The 22154-nt window shown below is 56.9% G+C and carries 19 protein-coding genes; 9 read left to right on the top strand and 10 right to left on the bottom strand.

From position 1 onward, the window contains the following. Nucleotides 1-174 precede the first annotated feature (174 nt). Nucleotides 175-783, bottom strand: a complete 609-nt coding sequence (locus tag E9954_RS22200) for an RNA polymerase sigma factor (protein WP_136081479.1) — start codon at nucleotides 781-783, stop codon at nucleotides 175-177. Nucleotides 784-785: 2 nt separating this feature from the next. Further along, nucleotides 786-3005 (bottom strand): serine/threonine-protein kinase, encoded by a 2220-nt coding sequence (locus tag E9954_RS22205; RefSeq protein WP_168442501.1) that lies wholly within the window; start codon nucleotides 3003-3005, stop codon nucleotides 786-788. A gap of 528 nt (nucleotides 3006-3533) precedes the next feature. Here E9954_RS22205 and E9954_RS22215 point away from each other — a divergent pair. Beyond that, nucleotides 3534-3848 carry a nitrous oxide-stimulated promoter family protein gene (locus E9954_RS22215; protein ID WP_136081482.1) on the top strand — a complete coding sequence of 105 codons (315 nt, stop codon included), beginning with the start codon at nucleotides 3534-3536 and terminating at the stop codon, nucleotides 3846-3848. Between the two features lie 65 nt (nucleotides 3849-3913). Here E9954_RS22215 and E9954_RS22220 read toward each other — a convergent pair whose 3' ends face one another. From E9954_RS22220 to E9954_RS22240, 5 genes are all read right to left on the bottom strand, one after another. After that, nucleotides 3914-4918, bottom strand: coding sequence for a hypothetical protein (locus E9954_RS22220; RefSeq protein WP_136081483.1), 1005 nt, complete (start codon nucleotides 4916-4918; stop codon nucleotides 3914-3916). Next, nucleotides 4915-5499 carry a hypothetical protein gene (locus E9954_RS22225; protein ID WP_168442502.1) on the bottom strand — a complete coding sequence of 195 codons (585 nt, stop codon included), beginning with the start codon at nucleotides 5497-5499 and terminating at the stop codon, nucleotides 4915-4917. Before E9954_RS22225 ends, E9954_RS22220 begins: the two co-directional genes overlap by 4 nt. Before the next feature lie 16 nt (nucleotides 5500-5515). Then, nucleotides 5516-6430, bottom strand: coding sequence for a dihydroorotate dehydrogenase (locus E9954_RS22230; protein ID WP_136081485.1), 915 nt, complete (start codon nucleotides 6428-6430; stop codon nucleotides 5516-5518). A 221-nt stretch (nucleotides 6431-6651) separates the two neighbouring features. Then, nucleotides 6652-7431: a dihydroorotate dehydrogenase electron transfer subunit gene (locus tag E9954_RS22235; protein ID WP_136081486.1), complete on the bottom strand. Its 780-nt coding sequence runs from the start codon at nucleotides 7429-7431 to the stop codon at nucleotides 6652-6654. Nucleotides 7432-7483: 52 nt separating this feature from the next. After that, a complete protein-coding gene (locus E9954_RS22240) occupies nucleotides 7484-7720 on the bottom strand; it encodes a hypothetical protein (RefSeq protein WP_136081487.1) in 237 nt (78 codons plus the stop codon). Between the two features lie 313 nt (nucleotides 7721-8033). Between E9954_RS22240 and E9954_RS22245 the strand changes: the two genes are divergently transcribed. Further along, entirely contained in the window at nucleotides 8034-9080 is a 1047-nt protein-coding gene (locus tag E9954_RS22245; protein ID WP_222847281.1) for an RHS repeat domain-containing protein, read from the top strand. 1114 nt (nucleotides 9081-10194) lie between these two features. On the opposite strand, the gene E9954_RS22250 is transcribed toward E9954_RS22245, so the two are convergent. Beyond that, on the bottom strand, nucleotides 10195-10458 hold the full coding sequence (locus tag E9954_RS22250) for a hypothetical protein (RefSeq protein ID WP_136081488.1): 264 nt from the start codon (nucleotides 10456-10458) through the stop codon (nucleotides 10195-10197). A gap of 456 nt (nucleotides 10459-10914) precedes the next feature. Here E9954_RS22250 and E9954_RS22255 point away from each other — a divergent pair, with 456 nt between their 5' ends. The 3 genes from E9954_RS22255 to ilvN all read left to right on the top strand — a co-directional run bounded on the left by E9954_RS22255 (nucleotide 10915) and on the right by ilvN (nucleotide 14291). Further along, complete coding sequence (locus tag E9954_RS22255; RefSeq protein ID WP_136081489.1) at nucleotides 10915-11811, top strand: autotransporter outer membrane beta-barrel domain-containing protein; 897 nt, start codon at nucleotides 10915-10917, stop codon at nucleotides 11809-11811. Between the two features lie 137 nt (nucleotides 11812-11948). Continuing rightward, the gene (gene ilvB / locus E9954_RS22260) at nucleotides 11949-13670 is read left to right on the top strand and encodes a biosynthetic-type acetolactate synthase large subunit (protein WP_136081490.1); all 1722 of its coding nucleotides are present in this window, start codon (nucleotides 11949-11951) and stop codon (nucleotides 13668-13670) included. 117 nt (nucleotides 13671-13787) lie between these two features. Continuing rightward, on the top strand, nucleotides 13788-14291 hold the full coding sequence (ilvN, locus tag E9954_RS22265; RefSeq protein WP_187357965.1) for an acetolactate synthase small subunit: 504 nt from the start codon (nucleotides 13788-13790) through the stop codon (nucleotides 14289-14291). A 60-nt stretch (nucleotides 14292-14351) separates the two neighbouring features. Here the strand turns inward: ilvN and E9954_RS22270 are convergent, their stop codons facing one another. Next, on the bottom strand, nucleotides 14352-16016 hold the full coding sequence (locus E9954_RS22270) for a hypothetical protein (RefSeq protein ID WP_136081491.1): 1665 nt from the start codon (nucleotides 16014-16016) through the stop codon (nucleotides 14352-14354). Between the two features lie 536 nt (nucleotides 16017-16552). Further along, nucleotides 16553-18637 (bottom strand): elongation factor G, encoded by a 2085-nt coding sequence (fusA, locus tag E9954_RS22275; protein WP_136081492.1) that lies wholly within the window; start codon nucleotides 18635-18637, stop codon nucleotides 16553-16555. 220 nt (nucleotides 18638-18857) lie between these two features. Between fusA and E9954_RS22280 the strand changes: the two genes are divergently transcribed. The 4 genes from E9954_RS22280 (at nucleotide 18858) to accD (ending at nucleotide 22153) form a co-directional block, all read left to right on the top strand. After that, nucleotides 18858-19634, top strand: coding sequence for a TatD family hydrolase (locus E9954_RS22280; RefSeq protein ID WP_168442503.1), 777 nt, complete (start codon nucleotides 18858-18860; stop codon nucleotides 19632-19634). A gap of 19 nt (nucleotides 19635-19653) precedes the next feature. Beyond that, on the top strand, nucleotides 19654-20472 hold the full coding sequence (locus E9954_RS22285) for an SH3 domain-containing protein (RefSeq protein WP_168442504.1): 819 nt from the start codon (nucleotides 19654-19656) through the stop codon (nucleotides 20470-20472). 112 nt (nucleotides 20473-20584) lie between these two features. Further along, nucleotides 20585-21289, top strand: coding sequence for a ComF family protein (locus E9954_RS22290; RefSeq protein WP_136081495.1), 705 nt, complete (start codon nucleotides 20585-20587; stop codon nucleotides 21287-21289). Between the two features lie 15 nt (nucleotides 21290-21304). Beyond that, nucleotides 21305-22153: an acetyl-CoA carboxylase, carboxyltransferase subunit beta gene (accD, locus tag E9954_RS22295; protein WP_136081496.1), complete on the top strand. Its 849-nt coding sequence runs from the start codon at nucleotides 21305-21307 to the stop codon at nucleotides 22151-22153. The last annotated feature ends 1 nt before the right edge of the window (nucleotide 22154 follow it).

The following is a 22154-nucleotide window of genomic DNA, read 5'->3' on the forward strand; positions in this document are numbered from 1 at the left end:
GAGTAACGGGCGGCGGTGAGTTTGGGTTCACTTGGGTTACCGCTTGTGCCCTGAATCAAATTGTTGGGTTCGTTAATGTATACGAGGGCGGAACCGGGAGCGTTACCCGGAAACGCACTTTTTTTAGATCTTTTTTTCGGATTGATCTAAAAATGGCGCTTTTGCTGGGGTTTTCTATCCTAATTCGCGGTTGAGCCGGGTGATTTCCGCGCGCATTTTTTCGAAAACCTCGGCCTTATAGACCCGGACGCTGGCTTCGGAGATGCCCAGTTGCTGCGCGATTTCCTTGGTGGGGGTCTCGGCCGAGACGAGTTTGAAGACCTCGCGCTTGGTTTCGTAGATGTCGTCCTTGATGTTGTCCCAGGCCAGGTTGGTGATGTGCAGCACCCATTCCTCGCGGGCGAGGTTTTCGATGTCCGGCAGCACCTGCTCCTCGATGGAGACATATTGTTCCTGATATTCGACCGAATCGCGCCCGGTGATGAAGTTTTTCTTGGTGCGGAAAAAATCCTTCACGGTGTTGCGGGTCATGGCGGCGAGCCAGTTGTGGAACTTGCCTTTGTTTTCGTTGTATTCAAAATCCTCGATCTTTTGCCAAACCTTGGTGAGCACGGCCTGGCTGATGTCCTCCGCATCGTCGGCGTTGATGCCCATGCGCAGGATCAGGCTGAGGATGAAGCCGCGGTAGATGGTTTCGAATTCAAGCCACGCCTCATGGTTTTCGGTCTTCTTGAGTTTGGCCAGCAGGGTGACCCTCGTTTGATATTGGTTTTCTTCGCCCATGGTCAGTTGTCGGAGTAGATGATAATGACGCCGCGGCGCGTCAGGTTGATGATGGTCTGATCGTTCCGGAATGCTTCGGCCACCGTGAGCATTTTGAGGTTTTGGTTCCAGATCAGCTGCGGCGAGATGGCCAGCTCTTCGATTCCGCTGAGATCGAGCGCCCGCAGCTTGGGATAGCGGATGATGTTGGCCAGGTTGCGGATGCGCGTCCCGCTGATGTCGAGCACTTGCAACCCCTCGAGTTGATCCAATTCGGGCAGATGGTTGAGCTGGGTTTCGGCCAGACGGAGTTCCACCAATCCATCCTCGGTCAGCAGGTTGAGGTCGGGGGAGCCGATGCGGCTGGCGTTGAGGATCAGGATATGGAGGCCGCACAGTGGCGAAATATCATTCAGCCCCGGATTGTTGCCGATATCGATGATCCATCCCAATGAGCCGGTCGGCTGCCAGTTGAAGTTGAGGGTTTCCACTTCCGGATTAAGGATCTGCAGTGCTTCGGCAAGGGCCGGGAAGCGGGTTTCGGGATCGAAGGCGCTCTGGTTGAGGTGGTAGAACAGGCGGGGCAGGCCATCGGCGATGCCGTAGGTCTTGAAATCCTTCACCAGCCTCGGCAGGTCGGCATCCGTAATGGCGCCGGTCTCCATGTATTTCTTGGCCAGCCGGATGGCCGGCGGGTTTTTCTCCACCGGATGGCCGTGGTTCCCGGAGAGGATTTGCCATGCATTCGTGAAGTCCAGTTGCGAAATCAGCATCTTGCCCTTGCGCATCCATGCGGATTCAAGGTTCGGGTCGAAGGCCAGGCTGGTGTCCAGCGACTGCTTGGCGGCGGCGAACTTGAAGTCCTGTTCCTGCTGCGCCATCAGGTTGAGGTAGTCCGGCGCCACTTTTTGGGCGGTTGAGGCGATATATTCGTTTTTAACCTGGAGCCGATCCAGTGCATCGAGCGCGACCCGTTCGCTTTCCTTGATGGATGAAAAGCTCTGCGCCAGAATCGTGGCGATGATGGCCGCCATGGCCGCAATCAGGCTGACCGCCAGCTTGTGGCGTTTGATCAGCAGGGCGACGTGCGTGATGAAGGTTGGGTTTTCGGCGGTGGTGGCGAAGCCGTCCTGGTATTGGTGGACATCGCGGATGAGCGCGGCCACGTTGGGGTAGCGGTCGGCGGGATCCGTTGCCATGGCCTTCATGGCGATGGCCGCCAGCGCGGCCGGGATGCGCAGCTCGGGGGCCCGCTTGCCCGGGGGCGGGAAGTCGCCCCGAACCGTGCGTTGCAACGACTCCTTGACGGTGCCGCCCTCGATGGGGCAGTGGTGCGTCAGGATTTCGTAGAGTACGGCGCCGAGCATGTAGACGTCGGTCTGGAAATCGATGTCGGACGGGACGCCCTGCGCCTGCTCCGGCGACATGTAGCCCGGGGTTCCGCCCACCACATTCTTGTGTTCGCGCCGCTTGGCGGTTTTTTCTAGATAGCGCGTGAGCGTTTGCCCGTTTTCCAGCGAGACATCGTCGAGGCTCTTCCACGAAACGGGCTCGCCGTCGTATTCGTTCAGGTGGGTGATGAGCGTCGAGAGTCCCCAGTCGAGCACATGCACGTCGCCGAAGTCGCCGACATTCACGTTCGAGGGTTTCAGGTCGAGATGGATGACGCCCTTGGTGTGGGCATAGTCGATGGCGTTGCAGACCTTGAGAAAGATGGCCAGCAGGCGGGTGAGGGTGTAGCGTTTTTGGTATTCCGAGTTCTGGTTTCGCAGTTTCCGGATGATTTCGCCCAGGGTTTCGCCCTTGAGCGCCTTCATGGTGAAATAGGGATTCCCGTTTTCATCGAGGGCAATGTCGTAGATCGGGATAATGTTCGGGTGCTGCAGGTTGGCGGTCAGTCGGGCTTCATAGAGAAATGAATCGATGTCGTTTTCAGAGGCGATTTTGGAATCCTGGATCAGCGCCATGGCCACTTTGCGGGCCGTGCGGTGGTCGTCGACCTCCCAGATGGCCTTCATGCCGCCCTGGTTCAGTTTTTTGTTGGCGGAGTAGCGGTCGGCCGGGTTCCCATCCATCAAGCCGTCGCGATTCGACGCGTTTTCATGCAAATCCTCCTCGAACAGGATTTTTTCGGTATCCGAGAAGACGATGTCATCCGCGAAAAGATTGGCATTGCCGATTTCGCGACGGGGCGGCTCGGTTTTGTCCCCGGTTTCGCGTTTTATATCTGCGGATTCGTCCATTGCGGTTCCTAGGCTGATGAATAGTGCGGGAGAGTAGCATTGCCGCCGCATATGGGCAAAAGAAAACCCCGCTGGGGGGGCGGGGTTGTCGGAGTAACTTTCAAGAAGCTTGCAACAGGTTTGGGTTCACTTGAGCCGCGTGCTTCAGTTGGGTTGTTGTTGGGTTCGCTTATTAATACGTAGGCAAAAATCCAACCGTTACCCGAAAAACGACTTTTTTTTCACTTTTTCCGGAAACTGCGGGAAACCCTAATAAAAGCGGTTGTTTTTAGGGCGGAAAAAAATGTCGGAAACAGAAAGGTGACATCCATTTGCGCGATCGTGCAAATGGATGTCACCTCAAATGCTACTCATGCGAGAGGGGGTGGGGGTTGGAAGCGGAAGGTTCCGCGGAGCCAGATGACGGTTTCGTCGTTCGAGAAGTTGCCGGCCCCGTTTTCGCCTTTCAGGTAGAAGGCGGCAGTGGCGGTTGTGTCGATGTGGGCATTCGGCCTTGGAAAAGCCTGCGGTATCAAATAGAAAGCCAGCATGAACCTTGAAGCCCGAACCGTTGCGGCGATGATCCTCATCTATTGCAAGGCCCACCATGCTCCGGGCGGAGGGCTATGCCCGGATTGCGCAGATCTGATGGGCTATGCGGGGCGGCGCATCGAAAAATGCCCCTTCGGCGCCGGCAAGCCCGTTTGCAATCAATGCACGGTTCATTGCTACAAACCCGACATGCGGGAGCGTATCCGGGAGGTTATGCGCTATGCCGGCCCGCGCATGCTGGCCTATCATCCCGTTTTAGCGGTTCGGCACCTGCTAAGGTCGAGGAGAAAAACTTCGAACATCGAACGTTGAACTTCGAACTTCCAACTTCGGTCGGCTGGCTTGCTGTTCAACGTTCCGTGTTCGCAGTCCGCTTTCTATTCGGGGAATCGCTCGAAATAGACCACGCCCTGCTTGGGGCAGATGGTGATCAGGTAGTTTTCGAGCATCAGGCGCCCGGCGCGGGGAGGCGGGTTTGCCGTACGGGTTGGATCCACGGGATAGAGCATGGTCGGCACCTTGCGATAGACCACGTCGCCAATGCTCACCTGCTTGGTCTTGCTCACCTTGACATCGCTGCGGATAAAGTGGTAGTCGCCCGCAACGTCGAGGATGATCGGGGTGGGCTCGCCGAAGATGGCTCCTTCGACCGCAAGTCCATAGCCCCGGAGCCCGACCATCTTTGCCTCCGTCATCAGCAAGTCCTGATGGGGGATATAGGGGATGCTCGCTGAAAAATGGACGGCCTCTTCCCTGAAATCGAACTGGATGTATTCGAAATGGACTAGGTTGTCCCAGCCGAACACGGCCTCCACCTTGGGTTTCTGGATGCCGCGTTCCAGCGGACCGAGCGAATTCATGGCCATGCGGACATAGAGCGGTACGTTTTCCATGAAGAGTTGGTCGATGCGAATCTGCCTGACCACGGCGGCATAGGCCTCCACCCCGCCGGTGTTGTATCCCCCGCGGTAGGGAATCGACTGATCGTCGACTCCCAGGAACGTGGCCTCGAATTCCTGGGAGGCCTTGAATTCCATCCACGACGTAGGCGAGCTGGTGTCGAGCAGCAATTTAAGCTTCATGCGGGGGGAGCGGCCGCGCACTTCGATGACGGGAATTTTCCCTTTCTCAAAGTCGACCGTGGCCATGTGGTTCGGGTGCATCCTGGCATGGCCCCGAAAATCGAGGCCGCCTCTGACGGCATAGGCTTCGAATCCGAAATACTGCGGCATCTTGGAGTGCGCGAGGTAGGTGTTTTGCTGCATCTTCGGCAAAACGAATTCGTCGCCGTCGTCGGCCATCGTTTTTTCATCGGCCGATTTGCAACCACCCAGCAACAAAATCGAGAGCAGGCAGGGGATAGCGAGTTCTGGCATCTTCATGGTTGTTGTCCTTGGGTATGGGCGGGGGCCCGTTGGTCGTAGGTGTCGAGCAAATGGAGGATGTCCGCCGGCGATTCCGAAAGGCAGGCCAGGAGCAGGTTGTCGGTCAGCGCAAAGGTCAGGCTCTTGCCGCGGGCAATGTTGGGCGGGCTATATTGCCAGATCGGCCACACCGCATGCTTGCCGAGCAACTCCAGGTTTTCGTTGCGCGTGTGTTCCAGCTTCCAGCGTAGCCAGGGGCTGCGCCAGCCCACCCAGCTTGCCGCCGCCCAGCTCTTGCTGCGCCCGGCGTTGCGAAAGGGGATGTCGGCCACGGCGATTTCCGATGCCGCCGCAAGTTTAATCCAGCCGTTGGCGTCCGTGAGTTCCTTCAGGGTGTTGCCGGCGCCGAGCGCCTTGTCGAGCTGCCCGCAGACCGGGCTCTGCAAAAGCTCGCCCAGGTCGTTTGCCTTGAAGACGAAGGTGGCCCGGGCGGGGATCGCCTCCAGCACCGCATTGGGTTTGAAGGGTTGGCAAAACGAATAGCCGAAAATCGCCGCCGCAAAAACAGCGCCCAGTCCAATCGTCAGTGCAAATTGCAATTTCCTGTTCAAATCATTAGGCCTTTACGGTTCCCACGATGTCGGCTACTGAAGAGTGACCCTTTTTGATGAGATAATGTTCAATCCCGTCGATCACGCGGTCAATCGTGGAGGGGTCAACAAAGTTGGCCGTGCCCACGGCAACCGCCGTTGCCCCGGCAATCATGAATTCAATGGCGTCCTCCGGCTCGAAGATGCCGCCCATGCCGATGATCGGGATATCGATCGCCCTGGCCGCATCGAAAACCAGCTTGATCGCGATCGGTTTGATCGGCGGGCCGCTCAGGCCGCCAAACTTGTTGGCGAGCTCCGGCTCCAGCGTATCGATGTTGATCGCCATGGCCGGCATCGTGTTCATGATCGAGATGGCGTCCGCGCCGCTATTCTCGGCCGCCTTGGCGAACGCCGCGATATTCGGCACATTCGGCGCCAGCTTCGGGATGATCGGCTTCTGCGTCTTGCCGCGCACCAGCTCGATCACGCGCGAAAAGGTGTCCACCTCCGTGCCGAAGGCCGATCCGCCCTCCTTCACGTTCGGGCAGGAGAGGTTGATCTCGTAGGCCGAAACCGTCTCTTCGCCATCGAGCATTTCCACAACCGTTCCATAGTCGTCCATGCCCTTGCCCCAAATATTCACGATCACCGGGGTGTCGTACTGCTTCAGGAACGGTACATATTTTTCAATGAAGCCCTTGGCGCCCGGGCCCGGCAGGCCAATCGCGTTGAGCATGCCGCCGCGCGTCTCGAACGTGCGCGGGGTGGAATTGCCCACGTGCTCGTCCGGGCAGATGCCCTTCACGGTAATCGCGCCCAGCCGGTTCAGGTCCACGAGCTCCGCATATTCCGGCCCGTAGCCAAACGTCCCCGAAGCAACCGTCACCGGGTTCTTCATCTCCATCGAGCCAATTTTAATTTTCAGATCAACACTCATTACAAACCTTTGTTAAGGATCGCCACGAAGAGGCACAAAAGGCTCAAAGACCCGAACCGCTTTTGTCTTTGTGATTCTTGTTACTCTTTGTGGCTATTATACCAAATTAAACTGATTCCTTTTTTTACCACAGAGGGCACTGAGGCACAGAGGAGCGGGATTGCTATATTTCTCTGTGCCTCCGTGTCCTCTGTGGTGAGACCATTCAAGCTAAGTTCCTATTACTCGTTCCAGAGAATCTCGCGGGATTCGAAGATGGGGCCATCCTTGCAGCAGCGCGCCCATTCCCAGCCCTCGCCCGTCTTGCGCTTGATGACGCACGTCAGGCAGGCGCCAACGCCGCACGCCATGTTGCGGTCGAGCGACAGCCACGCCGTGAACTTGTTTGCGATGGCGCGGTCGCCCATGGCCTTCAGCATCGGGTTGGGGCCGCAGACGAACAGCTCGAGCGTTTCAATCTCCTGCTCCTTCATCCACGGATCAAACGCCGCCGTAACCAAGCCCTTGGTTCCGAGCGTGCCGTCGTCCGTCGTCGGGCGCACCTCCCAGCCGAGCGCCTCGAACTCCTTCACCAGCAGGATGTCGATTTCCGAGCGGCCGCCAAAAAAGGCGATCCCCGTCTTTTCCATGCGCTGCGCCAGAATGTAGAGCGCCGCGTTGCCGTAGCCTCCGGCCACGAGTACCGGTGTCTTGTTGGCGTCCGCTTCCGGGTAGCCGTTGCCCAGCGAGCCGATAATATCGACCTCGTCGCCCGGTTGGATGGCCGCCATCGCCTCGGTGCCGCGTCCGACCGCCTTGTAAAGGACGGCCACGCCCTCGGCATCGGCCTGGTAGATTGAAAACGGACGGCGGAGGATCCGCTCGTCCAGCCGGGGCACCTGGAGCTCAAGGAATTGGCCGGGTTTCACCAGGGGGCCGACGACCGGCGCGGCCAGGCGCAGGATGCGGTATTCGCCCTGGAAATTATGATGTTCTACTACGGTTGCTTTTTCCTGTTTCATATAGGGGCGGGATAATGGGGATTTCCCCCAATCGGGTCAAACGAATATGGAGTTACGACAGGGCATCGAACAAGACCTGCCACTCAGCCTCTAAAGAGGTGCGGCACTCCGGCCTACCGGCGCGGCGATACCAATAGGCCGCATTGCCGAGGTCGCCCTCCACCCGGTGGAGGTAGGCATGCACCCACGCCGCCTCCGCCGTATCGATCTCCTGCACAATCCGGTGCGCCCGATCCCAATCGCCCGCCCGTTCGGTCTCCAATGCCTGAATACATTCGTTGGTCTTCATGCGCAGACCATAGCCGGAAAATCCGGTGCATCCCCGTTTTTTCCGCAAAAAACCGCGGATGGGCAATAAACCTAGATCCGGGGATGGCCATCCACGATGCGCCCCTTCCTGAAACTCCCGGAAAGGCACAACAAACGCAACGGGATCGTCGGCAAACAAGCATTCGCAACAAAACCATGGCCTTTTGTGGAAGGTCGATAGCCTCGCCGACCGGGCATCGGGGCCGATGCCCCTCCAGCGCTTAATCGACGCGGATACGCCATTTCTTAAAAGTGCTCAAGCTGCCCCGAAAGTGGATGGATCGACCGGGCACATGTTCTGCGTCTTCGACGGCGGCCTGAGCATCCAGGAATACGAAGTGCCTGCCCCTGATAGCCAATACCTGATAACTGATAACCTACGAACGGAGTTCGTAAGAGGCGAAGGCATGGGCGGCGGCGTTGGCGGCATGGTCTACAGCCTCAAGCACCAAGGATCCAGCATCGAGAATCCAGCAATTATCTGCTCGCACGCCAACCATCGCGGTGATGTAATCGCCCGCAGTAACGCAAGTGGTTCTTTGACATCTTTCGCACTGTACGAGGCGTACGGAACCCGTCCATACGAATGGGGCGATGATCCAGACCGCCAGAAAGCGAATACCAAAGAAGAAGAGAAGGATTTGGGGCTGTTGAATGAGAGAATGCGCTTCAGGGATTTGGAGACTGGCGTATTTCTGACGAGGGACCCTATTGGGTATGCGGATGGACCGAATGTATATTGTTATGTGCATAGCAACCCGATTACGCAATTTGATCCCCTTGGTCTTGAGCTTGCCGTGGCAATGTCACCTGCTGAAACAGTGGATGAGTATATTGCAAATTGTGACGTATTGCTCGCAGCGATAGAGTATTTAGAGCAGTCGGGTGTTGCTTTGGAGTTGCTGGGTGATATTGCAGAGTGGGGTGAAACTGTAAGTATTAGCTTCAACGACAGCGATGATAATAGATATATCGATGCAGATAATACCATAAAGTGGGATTCAAATTCAGGATTGGGAGTTGGCGAAAATGGTGATGTGCAAAGTGCTGCATTAGGACTCGCGCATGAGCTTGGACATGCAGCGAAAGACAAAGCGGGCATTGATCAAAGTGCTGCGGATGTTGTTTTGGAGAATGAGATTATAGCTGAATATGAAACGCCGATAGCTAATGAATTGGGGGAACCTACCAGGGAACACTATTCTGATATAAACTGGGAGAGTCCCGATAATACAATGCCTGATTCAACAACATTCATTAACAATACTGAGACAGAATCCAATGGCGAAGCGGAAAAGGAGAGCCCTTCTGTGCCTGACGATGACGAAACGGGGGATTAGTGTGAAAAGCTCAGGGAAAATTTATTGCGCACTTTTGTTGTGTTCACTGGGTATTATATCTAGCGGTTCTAAGCACAAGCATAGAGGCCTGTCTTCCGAGATAAAGGTAGGAGTGGGTAGGGAGCAACTCGTATTTTATTGTATTCCATTCACTGTGCAAACTCGCAGGCCGCTGTCGGTCGAAGATGTGAAAAACAGATACGACTTCAAAGTCGAGATTCGCCATATCGGGGCTGATATTTGGTATGAGATCGATTCGGAGGTGAATAAGCTGAAGGCATCCGGACTCAAAGCATCCGATAAGCGAATTAATGTACGACTGGTGTGTGAGGTGATATTGAATGGGGAGTTAAAAACCACCTTCTGCTATGGTGCTGATAGGACAGGCATTATTGTGGATGGTGAGGTACTTCAGTCCCATGCTGACGATCTTTATAGTCTTGTTCGGGACTACATTCCGTCTCGTATCGGAGAAAGAAGGGGGACGAAGTGAGGGAAAAAGGGTCAACCAAAAAGGGTCAGGCCGCCTATTTCGTCATTTTTAATTTTGGGATGTTTTAGGGCGTTGTTATTTCATCTGCACCAGCCGCTGATTGCGGCTGTTTTTGTAAGGAGCCCTCTGTTCATCAGCAACGCTGATGAACAGAATATTGAACACCGAATGTAGAACATGGAACTTCGAAGGAATGCTATGAGAAGAGTGGTGTACATTGTTGCAGGGTTGGCGGTCGTGGTTGGTGCGGTGGTTTTGATTAACCGCGAACCTCCTTCGCCAAGGCTGCGGAGGTCAAGTATCGCGCAAGGAGCGCAAAAGAAAACGGAGGAGTGTTCGAGTTGCCCGGGGTGTTCCTCTTCTGATGGAGGGTCGTTGGCCTCAACGACCGATGCCGACCGAGCGGCAGACCGGGTGGAACCGTTCCCTCCAAATGTGGAGCGGGCTTTCTTGCCTGCTTCAGGGCCGGGATGGGCAGGCTGGAAAGCCTGCCCCACGGGACGGCGGGCGGCTCGGGTGGAACCTCGCCCTCCAACCAGTTTTTTCACAAGACGATTTATAACAGGACTATTTCCGGTGCGGGCGCAGAGGGGAATTCGGGTTCATTGGTTCCTTGCATTCTCACTTCTTACCATTTTGCGTTCCTAAACGAACCACCCATAACCTCTTCTTGTGCAATTTTTCTGACAGAATAATTAGGACAAAATAATTCATGGTTACGGCATAAAGGAAATCATTCTGTCCTAATTGTTCTGTCATTTTTTCTACTGCAAAGCCGCTTTGGTGTGAATCATGACCAATTAAACAGATTTGTTTTTTACCACAGAGGTCACCGAGACACAGAGCAATTGAACAATCCCGCTCCTCTGTGGTGAGACCATTCAAGTAAAGTTCATGGTAGGGATGAAGAGCCTGGCTGTGGTCTTTGTGCTATGCGCGCAATTGCTTCTCAATTGTGTGGCCAACAAAACCGCCCGCACCGGTTTTTAAAGCGGCGTGGCCTTTCAGTTCCCGCCGCCCTCCAAAAAATCTTTCCGCCCCTCCACGGGCGGCTCGGGTGGAACCTCGCCCTCCACACAGAGGCTCAAGATTCATGAGCTTGGAAACGTAAATGAACCACAGATGAACGCAGATAAACACAGAACCAAAAACAGGATATGCATAACCGATATCCAGTGGGGCCAATATCGTATCTTCTGAATGTCAGCGTCCATCGGTGTTCATCCGTGGTTCCCTTCCCGAATTAAGGATTATTTTGTGCAGGTTGCGCGTCGGGGATTCGCTGAATATTAACCGTGTTGGGGTTTTCATTTTGGCGGATTCGGTGTATTGCATGTTTCCATGCATTTGAAACTCTTTTGTCTTTTGTTGGTTTCTGGCACCGCCTTCGCGGCGACCAATGGGCCGCCGGCCATTACATTCCCGCGTTGGGCGCCGTCGGTGCGGGCGGGGTCGGTCTATCATTTCGATGCCGATATCGAGGGCGACGGTCCTTTCTCGGTCAACCGCTATTATATCGAGGCGGGATTGTCGCGGATGTGGGATTTTAGCCGGATGCTCTCTTTTTCCGTTGGGTATGGCCAGGAGGATTATAATTTCAACGACCTGGCGGAGGAGCCGTGGAACAATATCGATAGCTACAGCGTTGGACTGTTCGCCCGCTGGGCACTGAATGAGGAGTGGATGCTTTTTGCGGCACCGTCGGTGAGGTCGTATGTCGAAACCGGGGCGGATGTGGCCGATGGGCTTGGGGCTTCGTTTTTCGGCGGGGTGGGGTATCGGTTTGGCGAGTCGTTGTTTTTGGGGCCGGCGTTCGGTGTCTTTGGCCGGATTGAGGATGATCCGCTGGTGATTCCGATTCTTCTGGTTAATTGGGATATCACGGAGCGCCTTAATTTTAGTACGGGGGGCGGTTTTGCGGCAACGGCCGGGCCGGGGCTTGGGTTTACCTATGAACTGTCGAAGCATTGGAAGCTGGGGCTGCTGGGGCGCTATGAAAGCTTCCGGTTCCGGTTGTCGCCGGGAAATAGCCAGCCCGATGGCCTGGGGGAGGATAAATCCTTTTCACTTGTGGGTTCTGTTATGTATGAATTTTTCCCGGGAACCTACGTCTCTGGTATTTTTGGGTCTAAAATGGGTGGAGAAATGTCGGTCAGCGATGCGGATGATCATGAGATAGCATCTTTTGACTATGGAAGTGGTCTTGTTGGTGGTTTGGTTTTAGGTTTTAGGATGTAATATTCGTGCCTTTCAACTGTTTGGCTCAAAAAGCCGACTTAAATGGAGCATGTTTTTGCGGTAGATTATTTGTTGGCCAAAAATGTTGACAAAATTTAGGCATGTTTTAGTGTGCATGTACTTTTGGAGGTAAAAAGATGACAAATAAAACCATGGAAGGTGGCCAGGCGATTATCAAGTGCCTGGAAAACGAGGGAGTTGAATATATTTTCGGCTACTCCGGAGGATCGGTTATTCCGATCTTCGATGCGTTGGTGACTACCAACACCAAGATTAATTTTGTTTTGACGCGCCACGAGCAGGGGGCCGCCCATATGGCCGATGGCTATGCGCGCGCCACCGGCAAGCCGGCGGTGGTGCTGATTACCAGCGGCCCCGGTGCGACCAACACGCTGACGGGCCTGCTGACCGCCCACATGGATTCGGTGCCGATGATTGTTCTTTCGGGCCAGTCGGTTTCGTGGATGCTCGGAAAGGATGCCTTCCAGGAGGCGGATATCTTCGGCATCACCATGCCCGTTGTTAAGCATTCCTATCTTCTGAAGGAGACCAACGAGATTCCCCGGGTCATTCGCGAGGCGTTCCACATTGCCACCACCGGGCGGCCGGGGCCGGTTTTGATCGATATTCCCAAGGATATCAGTGCCGGGCCCTGCACGGCCGATCTCCATGCCGAGATGGATTTGCCGGGCTACACGGTCGATGGCTCGGTCGACAACGATACGGTTCTGGAAATTGCCGAGGCGCTTTCGAAGTCGAAGCGCCCGTTGATCCTCGCGGGGCACGGCGCCATGATTTCCGGCGCGGACGACAGCCTGAGGGCCTTGGCCGAGAAGGCGCAGATTCCGGTAACAACCACCTTGCTGGGCAAGGGCGTGTTCCCGGAAACCCATGAGCTTTCGCTGGGCATGCTGGGCATGCACGGAACGGCCTATGCCAACAAGGCGATCTGCGAGTGCGACCTGTTGCTGAACATTGGATCGCGGTTCGACGACCGCATCCTGGGCAAGCCGGCCGAGTTCTGCAAGAACGCCACCATCATCCACATCGATATCGATGCCGCGGAGATTGGAAAGATGATCCAGCCGCAGATTGCCTGCGTTGCCGACGCCAAGACGGCGATCGACGAGCTGGTCAAGCATGTTCCGGTTCTGGAGACGCTGGCGTGGCGCAAGCATCTCGAGGGCTACAAGGCCAAGTATCCGCTCAAGTTCAAGCGGCAGGGCAGCCTCAAGATGCAGCATATCATCGACGAGTTCTACAAGCTGACCGATGGCAAGGCCGTTGTTGCCACCGATGTTGGCCAGCACCAGATGTGGGCGGCTCAGTTCTATAAGAACGACTCCCGCTACAACTGGCTGAGCTCCGGCGGCGCCGGTACGATGGGCGTTGGCCTGCCATACTGCATTGGCTCGGCGTTCGGCCGCCCGAACGACATCAACGTCTGTTTCGTTGGCGACGGCGGGTTCCAGATGACCTTCTTCGAGCTGGCGACCGCCGCGTTGCACAAGCTGCCGATCAAGGTGGTTGTTTTGAACAACCACTACCTCGGCATGGTGCGCCAGTGGCAGGAGCTGTTCTACGACGACCGCAAGAGCGGCGTTGACCTCGAGGGCAACCCGGACTTCGTCAAGCTGGCCGAGTCGTTCGGCATCAAGGGCTTCAACCTGCGGCGCCCCGGCGATGTCAAGCGCGTGCTCCAGAATGCGCTGGAATACAACGAAGGCCCGTGCCTGATCAACTGCGAAGTTGAGAAGACCGATAACGTGTTCCCGATGATTCCCGCCGGTGCGGCCATCGAGGATATGTTGATCGAGCCGCCGAGCATCAAGCTGGAAAAACCGACGGGATCGACCTAGGCCGCTTGCGGCCGGGTGGTCGCTGGTCGGGAGGTCGAAAGTCGGAGGTCTTTCGATCCATGGCCGACCTTCGACCTTTGACCAACAGACCTTCGACCCTAAAACGGAGTTTTTAAAATGCCGAATTCAGATAAAAACATGCACACCTTGAGCGTTTACGTTTCGAACAAACCGGGGGCGCTTGCGCGTATCGCGCAGGTCTTCTCGCGGCGCGGCTTCAACATTGAGTCGTTGGTGGTTTCGCCTGCCGTCGATGGCCACTTCTCGCGGATGACCATCACGTGCAGCGGCGACCCGACCGGGCTGGAGCAGATCATCAAGCAGCTCCTGAAGCTGATCGATGTGCTGAACTGCATCGACCACACCTACGACGAGTCTGTCATGAAGGAGATGGGGCTGATCAAGATCGCCGTCGATAGCGAGGGCCGTTCCGAGGCGCTGCAGATTGCGGAGCACTATGGATGCAAAACCGTCGACCTGACCCCGGACTCGATGATTCTGCAGGTGGTCGGAAACCCCAGCAAGATCGACGCCCTCGAGGAAATGATTGCCAAGTTCACGATTATCGAGCTGGTTCGCACCGGCAAGGTGGTCATGAGCCGCGGGCAGGACGTGACGTAGCCCCGCTTTGCGGAAAGGATTGCGAAAGAGGCGGGGAAACCCGCCTTTTGTGTGTGTGGGTCAGCTGGCCTGCTGCATCAGGATGACTTCTTCACTGGTCGTGTGGAAGCGGCTGTCGACCCCCTTGTTGGTGGGGCAGCCGACGATCTCGATCAGCTCCCTCATCAGATACTTGAGGTGCTCGCCGCTGTTGGAGGCCAGGTTGAGCAGGTCGCGCTGCTCCTCGGAGATTTCGCCCACATAGCCGTGCATCATCATTTCGAGCGAGGCGTTGATGGCGGTGAGCGGTTGCATGAGTTCCTGCGCCACTTCCGAAAGAGCGGCCAGCAGCTCTGCCTGGTTCATGTTGCGTCCCTGGCCGCCAATGGTTCCGGTCTCGTCGTCCTTGAGGTGCTGCGAGAGGACATCGAGTTTTTCCTTGGTGGTAAAGATGGTGTCGTCGAGGTTGTTGCTGGCTTCGCCGAGCAGATCCTTCACCAGGGCGCCATCGGCCGAGTCCGACTTCATCAGGTTTTCGAGTTTCTCGAAGACCGTGGCCAGCGTATTGATGCCGGCGGCGATGGGCGGGTTGGATTCGCCTCCGGGAGCCTTGCGGCTGTCCACGACAATCCGGCGCCATTCGGAGGCCGGGAATTCGGATTCGGAGAGCAACCCTTCGGCCGCGGTTGCCCCGTGCGCCTTCACATAGGCTTGCAGCTCCTCTTTGCTGTGTTCGATGGCATCGCGATGTTCCATGTATTGCATCGCGGCCATTTCGAAGCCGAGGCTTTCATCCATTTCGCGGATGGTTTGAACAATTTGACGGTCGAGCTCCGGGTTGGAATCGCCGGTTAGGTCGCGCATGCGGTCGAGCACGCTTTCCTCAAGCAGCAGGAGCGCCTTGCGCATGTCGGCAACGCCTTCCGAGGATTGGAAGGCCGCCTGCTTGCGCAATCCATTGAACGTGCGGCGCAGGCAGCCCAGTACAATGTCGCCAAGCGATTCGCCGGAAAGTTCCGAAACCGATTGCCGGACGGCGACCGATTCCATAATCATCTTGCCCAGCCGGGCGGGGTCCGAGGCCAGCTCCGCAAGTTCTTCCCCGATTTCCCCTTTGTCGTCCAAATCGATGTCGCCTTTTAGAAACGCAACGATCTGCTCCACATGGACATCGCTTGAACCGCCCTGGCAGGAAGAGCCGGCTTCATCTTCCAGGGAGTCGTCTTCCAGCACGAGCACGCCGCTGCCACCCATCCCGGCCAGGTCGCTCGTGTTGGCAACGGTTTGGTCTTCGCGAACGGCTTCGAAACGGGTTTCTTCCGTTGAGATGTGGGCGAGGCCGGCCTGGCCCATGCCGGCCTGGAAATCGTTGGCTTCCTTGCAGGAGAGCAGTTCGGCCAGTTGCAGCAGTTCGTCGTTGCTGATTTTTGAATCAATCTTCAGTCCGGTGATGCGCAGGCGCGACAGCCGTCGTTCGAGCGATTTGAGCAGGGCGCCGCTGGCGGTAACCTGGACCCCGTCAACGGTAAGAGCGCCGCTGAAGCTACCGATGATGACCTTCCTGCGCTGCGTGAAGAGGGCGGTCATGGCCTCGATCGTTGTGGTGGCGGCTTGCTGTACTGCCGGATGGTGGTTTCCGTAGGTCGTAATGATGTTGATGGTGCGGCTAAGCTCAGTTAGTGCATGCTGCAAGGCCGCGTCTTCGATGGTTTGGGACGGTATGGTTTTATGTTCTTCGGCTGCCATGTGTCTCTCTCGTTTGCGTCTAAATTGATGATTGCAAGTTAGCACAAAGCATGCCTACTGGTGGGCCCGCAGAAGAAAAGACGCACGGGTTGCAGGAGTTTCCGTGGCGAGGTGAATAGATGGAAAAAGGGGGTGGGGTTCTCCGGGTATGGGCATGGCCCTGGGTATCGATGGAGATCGCTTCCTGAACGGTCTCTGTGGCTTCGGCCGATGTCCCCGCTTGTTCTCGATGCTGGGAATTCGTGTTTCAAAAAGGCCGCCCTTGTCGATGCCCTTTTCATGCAGGGGAAAGGGGGCGCCGGTGTCTGGGCAAAAAGAAACCCCGCTGGGTTAGGGCGGGGTGCTCTTCGGAGTGGGCGGTGAATGAGTTGGGTTCACTTGGGTTACCGCCGCTTATTAAATTGTTGGGTTCATTCATGTATACGAGGGTATTTCCCGCAGCGTTACCCGAATTGGACTTTTTTTTGAAAAAAGTTCGGGATACGAAAAAAGGCCGCCCCGGAGGACGGCCTTTTCGGAATCGCATAGGCGGTTGCCTATTTGACTTTGCCTTCCGCGCGGCGCTTCTCGACCACTTCGTTCGCGATGTTGATCGGAACGGCTTCGTAGTGTTCGAAGGTCATGGAGAAGGATGCACGTCCCTGGGTGAGGGAGCGGATGGTGTTGGAGTAGCCGAACATTTCGCTCAGCGGAACCATGCCCTTGACGATCTTCATGCCGCCCCGCTCGTCCATGGATTCGATGCGTCCACGGCGCTGAGCGATGGTGGAGTTGCACGGGCCCATGAATTCTTCCGGGGTGGTGATTTCGATGCTCATGATCGGTTCCAGCAGTTGCGGGTTGCCCTTCATGAAGAGCTCCTTGAAGCCCTGGCGACCGGCAATCTGGAAGGCGAAGTCCGAGGAGTCGACATCGTGGTAGGAGCCGTCCAGCAACGTGGCTTTCATGTCGACGACGGGATAGCCGGCAAACGGGCCGGCTTCGAGCGCCTGGATGATGCCTTTCTCAACCGACGGAATGTATTCGGAAGGAATACGGCCACCAACGACTTTGTTTTCGAATTCGAAACCGTCGCCCGGCTTGCCCGGCGCAACCGACATAACAACGTGGCCATACTGACCGCGACCACCGGACTGCTTGGAGTGCTTGTAGGAACCTTCCGCAGGGGAGGTGGCGGTTTCGCGGTAGGCCACTTCCGGGCGGCCAACTTCTGCCACAACGCCGAACTCGCGCTTGAGGCGGTCCACGATGATTTCGAGGTGAAGCTCGCCCATGCCGGCAATGATGGTTTCGCTGGTTTCGTGGTCGAAGGAGACGGTGAAGGTCGGGTCTTCGTCGGCCAGGCGGTGCAGGGCTTCGCCCAGTTTTTCGTTGTCGGCGTTGGATTCCGGCTTGATGGAAATCGAGATTACCGGTGCCGGGAAGTCCATGGACTCGAGGAAGATTTCATTTTCCTTTTCGCAGAGGGTGTCGCCGGTTTTGGTTTCGGTAAGTCCCGCAACGGCTACAATGTCGCCGGCCACGGCAATGTCGATGGCTTCCTGGCGGTTGGAGTGCATGCGGAGCAGGCGGCCAATGCGCTGTTTCTTCTGCTGGGAGGAGTTCCAGATGTTGGTGCCGGCAGTCATGGTTCCGGAGTAGATGCGCAGGTAGGTCAACTTGCCCATGTGCTTATCGGACATGATCTTGAACGCCAGGGCGGAGAAGACTTCGTTGTCATCGACCTTGCGCTGGTTTTCCGGGTTCTTGGTGCAGATGATCGGCGGGATTTCGTTCGGGGCCGGCAGAATCTTGATGACGCCGTCGAGAACCTGCTGAACGCCTTTGTTCTTGAAGGCGGAGCCGCAGTATACCGGCACCACCTGGCGGGCGCAGGTGGCCTTGCGCAGAATCGTCCAGATTTCTTTTTCGGAAAGGTCGCCTTCCTCGAAATATTTTTCGAGCAGCGCTTCGTCCATCTCGGCACATTTTTCAACGAGGTTGTTGCGCCATTCCTTGGCGGTTTCAACGAGATCGTCCGGAACATCAACTTCGTCCCACTCGGCACCCTTGGAGTCTTCCTTGAAGATCAGGGCCTTCATGGTAATCAGGTCAACCACGCCGATGAAGGAGTCGGAGGCGCCGATTGGTATAACGACCGGCACGGCGTTCGCGCCCAGCATGTCCTGGATGCCTTCAACGACCGAGTAGAAGTCGGCGCCGATGCGGTCCATCTTGTTGACGAAGGCGATCTTCGGTACTTCGTAGCGCTCGGACTGGTGCCAAACGGTTTCGGACTGGGGTTGGACGCCGCCCACCGCGCAGTAGAGGGCAATGGCGCCATCGAGTACGCGCAGGGCGCGTTCCACTTCCATCGTGAAATCCACGTGGCCGGGGGTGTCGATGATCGAGATCATGTGGTCTTTCCACATGCAGGTGGTTGCCGCGGAGGTGATCGTGATGCCGCGTTCCTGTTCCTGTTCCATCCAGTCCATGGTGGCTGCGCCGTCATGAACCTCGCCAATCTTGTGCGAGCGACCGGTGTAGTAAAGGATGCGTTCAGACACGGTGGTCTTGCCGGCGTCAATATGCGCCATAATGCCGATGTTGCGGACATTCTTCAATGGGACTGTTCTGGCCATTAGTTTTCCTCGTTAATAATTAACGTTTTGCGGCACCGCTTCCCGGCGCCTTGCTTGTGGATACAAATCTTCTTTAACCCTCTAAAGGCGCGCAAATATGCCGATTGCCCCCCACGTCTTCAAGGGTTATTTCGTTAAAAGTTGGGGTTCTGGGGAATACGCATTTTCGGGGAATAAAACTCGCAGGCAACCCAATGATTTCGCTTTACTGCTGTGCCTTATGTTTATTGATACGCATGTACATTTTGATCGGTTCGTGAAAGACGGCACCTTCGGGGAGGTGCTGGAGCGGGCGAAAGAGGCGCAACTCCATGAAATGGTGGCCATCGGCGGGACGGCCGAGGCCAACGCGCTATCGCTCAAGCTGGCGGAGGAGCATCCCGGCCGGATCTTCGGCTGCGCGGGCTACGACCGCGACGAGGCAACGAACAACAACGATTTCGCCGCATTGAAGGGGCAGGTGGCCGATCCGCTCGTGAAGGCCGTCGGCGAAACGGGCCTCGATTATTATTACACGGCGGAGACCGCGGCGGAGCAAAAGAAGCTGTTTGCCGAAAACCTGGCGCTGGCCATCGAGTTCGAAAAGCCCGTGGTGGTGCATACGCGCGACGCCGACGCGGATACCGCTGCCCTGCTCACGGATTATGCCAAGGCCTGGAAAGGGGATGCCGCCCGGCTGGGGGTGCTCCACTGTTTCACGCGCGATACGAAATTTGCCCGGCAGGTGCTCGATCTCGGCCTGATGATCAGCTTCAGCGGAATTGTCACGTTCGCCAACGCCGATCCGTTGCGGGACGTGGTGGGCTATGTTCCGGACGACCGCCTTTTGATCGAAACGGATTCCCCCTATCTCGCCCCGGTTCCCATGCGCGGAAGCCGCTGCGAACCGGCCTTCGTGGTTCATACGGCTAATCGGCTTGCCGAACTCAAGGGGTGTTCTGTAGAATCCCTCGCGAATTTAACTGCAGGAAACGCGCGAACCCTCTTTGCGCTCTAACACAACCCGGGGGATGGGTATGAGATTTTTACTAGTGCTGTTGGCCGCCGTTGCAACGGCAGGCGCCCAAACGAACGAGGCGCCCAAGGTTCGCGTGACCGGCGACCGCGTGAGCCTCCGCGCAAAGCCGTCGCTCGATGGGGAGCTGCTCGACCGGGCCATGCGTGGCGAGGAAATGGTCTGTTTTGAAAAAACGAACGGCTGGGTGGCGGTGCAGGCGCCCGAGAGCCTTAATTTTTGGGTGGCCGGTGAATATATCAAGCTTTCGCCGGAAGATGCCGGCAAGGGCATCGTTACCCCCAAGAAGCTGAATGTCCGCTCCGGCCCCAGCAAAAACTACAATGTCGTGGCCGTCGTTCAGGGCGATGATGCGGTTTCCGTGCGCGGTGAATTCAACGATTGGCTGAAGATTTCCCCCCCCATTGGAAGCCGGGTCTGGATCAGCGAAGACTATGTTGAAATCGTCGAGGCCCCCGGGCCCGAACCCGTGGCCGTGGCCACGCCGGAACCTTCGACCGTGCCCGAACCCGCGGCCGAGGACGAAGACGAAGACGAGCTGCCGCCCCTGATGCTGGTGCTCGACGATTCCAAGCCGCAGGGCAAGGTGGACCGGATCCCCGGGGTGCTGCGACGCGCAAATCCCGGACTCTACAAACTGGTGCTGATTGCCGGCGAAATCGAGGAGCCGATCTGCCTGGTGCGCGGTCGCGAAAGCCAGCTGGAAAAAATGCTGAACCGCTCCCTCTTGATCGAAGGCAAGATCTATTGGGTCAAGGATGTGGATCTTCCCGTCATCCAGCCCGATAAAATCAACCTCGATCCGATCATCGTAGACTAAGGGGGGAATTAGGAGTGCAGATTTAAGAATGAAGAATGATTGGTCTGCGACGGCCTTTGTTTTGATGGGGCACGCTCCGTTCTTAATTCTGAAATCTTAATTCTTCATCACCATGAAATGGTTTCTCGATATGGTCTATCCCCGCAACTGCATCGGCTGCGGGGTTCCTTCGCCCGAGACCTTCCGGTTCATCTGCTGGGACTGCTGGACCGATGCGGCAAAGGTTGAACCCCCGTTCTGCAAGCTGTGCGGAGATCCGGTCGCCGGCGCGGTCGACCACGGTTTCACCTGCTATTCCTGCACCGCCGCAAAACCCTCCTTCGATGCCGCCCGCTCGGCAACCCGCTACGACGGGGTGGTGGGCGAGGCGCTCCGGCAGCTTAAATACGATAAGGCGCTCTGGCTTGCGCCGGATTTGGCCGCCGTGCTCAGGAATTGCCTTTTGGCGGAATATCCGGGACGTCGGTTCGACCTGGTGGTCCCCGTGCCGCTATACCATGTCCGCCGCCGGGGCCGCGGCTACAACCAGTCGGCCGTGCTCGCCAAGGAGCTGGGCCGGCGAATCGGCTGCCCATCCATGCCCGGAATGCTCCGCCGAATTCAGCCCACCACCACGCAAACGAATTTGACAGCCCCGCAACGGCTTAGTAACGTCAAGAACGCTTTTGAATCGAGGAGACAGAAGTGGCTGGCTGGACGACGCGTCCTGCTGGTCGATGATGTGATGACCACGGGAGCAACCGTGGATGCATGCGCAAAAGCCCTTAAACAGGGTGGGGCGTCGTCGGTACATGTGCTGACGGTGGCGCGCGGATAACGAGAGGATTTGATCATGGCTTTGTTTGGCAGCAGCAAAAAAAACTATTCAACCATCACCGTCAAAAAGCGCGATGTGCCCGACGGCCTGTGGATGAAGTGCCCGTCCTGCGGCGAAATCGTCTATAAGGAAGAGGTTGCCGACAACCTTGAAGTCTGCACCAAGTGCGGCCACCATTTTACGCTGGGCCGCCAGGCGCGCATCGATCTGTTGTCCGATGCAGGCACCTTCGAGGAGTGGGCCGGTGGCATCAAATCGGTCGACACCCTCGGCTTCACCGGCCAGCAGTCCTATATCGACAAGCTCAAGGCCAACCAGGAAAAATCGGGATGGGACGACGCCATCACCGTTGGCGGCTGCAAGCTCAATGGACGCGAGATCGGCCTGGGGGTGATGGACTTTTCGTTCCTGGGCGCCTCCATGGGCAGCGTGGTTGGTGAACGGGTAACCTATCTCATCGAGCGCAGCACCCGCGAAGGCCGCCCGGTATTGCTTTCGTGTGCATCGGGCGGTGCCCGCATGTACGAAGGCCTGCTGAGCCTCATGCAAATGGCCAAGACCAGCGCCGCGTTGGCCCGGCACGCCTCCGCCGGATTGGCGTTCATCCCGATCCTGACCCACCCGACCATGGCCGGCGTCATGGCCAGTTTCGCCACCTTGGGCGACCTCATCGTCGCCGAGCCCGAGGCGCTCATTGGCTTTGCCGGTCCGCGCGTCATCAAGGAAACCACCCAGCAGGATCTGCCGGAAGGTTTCCAGCGTTCCGAATTCCTCCAGCAGCACGGCCTCATCGATATGGTGGTTCCGCGCAAGGAACTGCGCGACCGCATGGCCCTCGTGCTCGAATACCTCTGCGACGAGTAGC

The sequence above is a fragment of the Pontiella desulfatans genome, from assembly GCF_900890425.1.
In the GTDB taxonomy this organism is placed as follows: Bacteria; Verrucomicrobiota; Kiritimatiellia; order Kiritimatiellales; family Pontiellaceae; genus Pontiella; species Pontiella desulfatans.

Bases quoted from the DNA above. Each gene is read 5' to 3' on its own strand.
- E9954_RS22200 (WP_136081479.1), bottom strand. From the start codon at position 783: ATGGGCGAAGAAAACCAATATCAAACGAGGGTCACCCTGCTGGCCAAA.
- E9954_RS22205 (WP_168442501.1), bottom strand. From the start codon at position 3,005: ATGGACGAATCCGCAGATATAAAACGCGAAACCGGGGACAAAACCGAG.
- E9954_RS22215 (WP_136081482.1), top strand. From the start codon at position 3,534: ATGAACCTTGAAGCCCGAACCGTTGCGGCGATGATCCTCATCTATTGC.
- E9954_RS22220 (WP_136081483.1), bottom strand. From the start codon at position 4,918: ATGAAGATGCCAGAACTCGCTATCCCCTGCCTGCTCTCGATTTTGTTG.
- E9954_RS22230 (WP_136081485.1), bottom strand. From the start codon at position 6,430: ATGAGTGTTGATCTGAAAATTAAAATTGGCTCGATGGAGATGAAGAAC.
- E9954_RS22235 (WP_136081486.1), bottom strand. From the start codon at position 7,431: ATGAAACAGGAAAAAGCAACCGTAGTAGAACATCATAATTTCCAGGGC.
- E9954_RS22240 (WP_136081487.1), bottom strand. From the start codon at position 7,720: ATGAAGACCAACGAATGTATTCAGGCATTGGAGACCGAACGGGCGGGC.
- E9954_RS22245 (WP_222847281.1), top strand. From the start codon at position 8,034: ATGTTCTGCGTCTTCGACGGCGGCCTGAGCATCCAGGAATACGAAGTG.
- E9954_RS22255 (WP_136081489.1), top strand. From the start codon at position 10,915: ATGCATTTGAAACTCTTTTGTCTTTTGTTGGTTTCTGGCACCGCCTTC.
- ilvB (WP_136081490.1), top strand. From the start codon at position 11,949: ATGACAAATAAAACCATGGAAGGTGGCCAGGCGATTATCAAGTGCCTG.
- ilvN (WP_187357965.1), top strand. From the start codon at position 13,788: ATGCCGAATTCAGATAAAAACATGCACACCTTGAGCGTTTACGTTTCG.
- E9954_RS22270 (WP_136081491.1), bottom strand. From the start codon at position 16,016: ATGGCAGCCGAAGAACATAAAACCATACCGTCCCAAACCATCGAAGAC.
- fusA (WP_136081492.1), bottom strand. From the start codon at position 18,637: ATGGCCAGAACAGTCCCATTGAAGAATGTCCGCAACATCGGCATTATG.
- E9954_RS22280 (WP_168442503.1), top strand. From the start codon at position 18,858: ATGTTTATTGATACGCATGTACATTTTGATCGGTTCGTGAAAGACGGC.
- E9954_RS22285 (WP_168442504.1), top strand. From the start codon at position 19,654: ATGAGATTTTTACTAGTGCTGTTGGCCGCCGTTGCAACGGCAGGCGCC.
- E9954_RS22290 (WP_136081495.1), top strand. From the start codon at position 20,585: ATGAAATGGTTTCTCGATATGGTCTATCCCCGCAACTGCATCGGCTGC.
- accD (WP_136081496.1), top strand. From the start codon at position 21,305: ATGGCTTTGTTTGGCAGCAGCAAAAAAAACTATTCAACCATCACCGTC.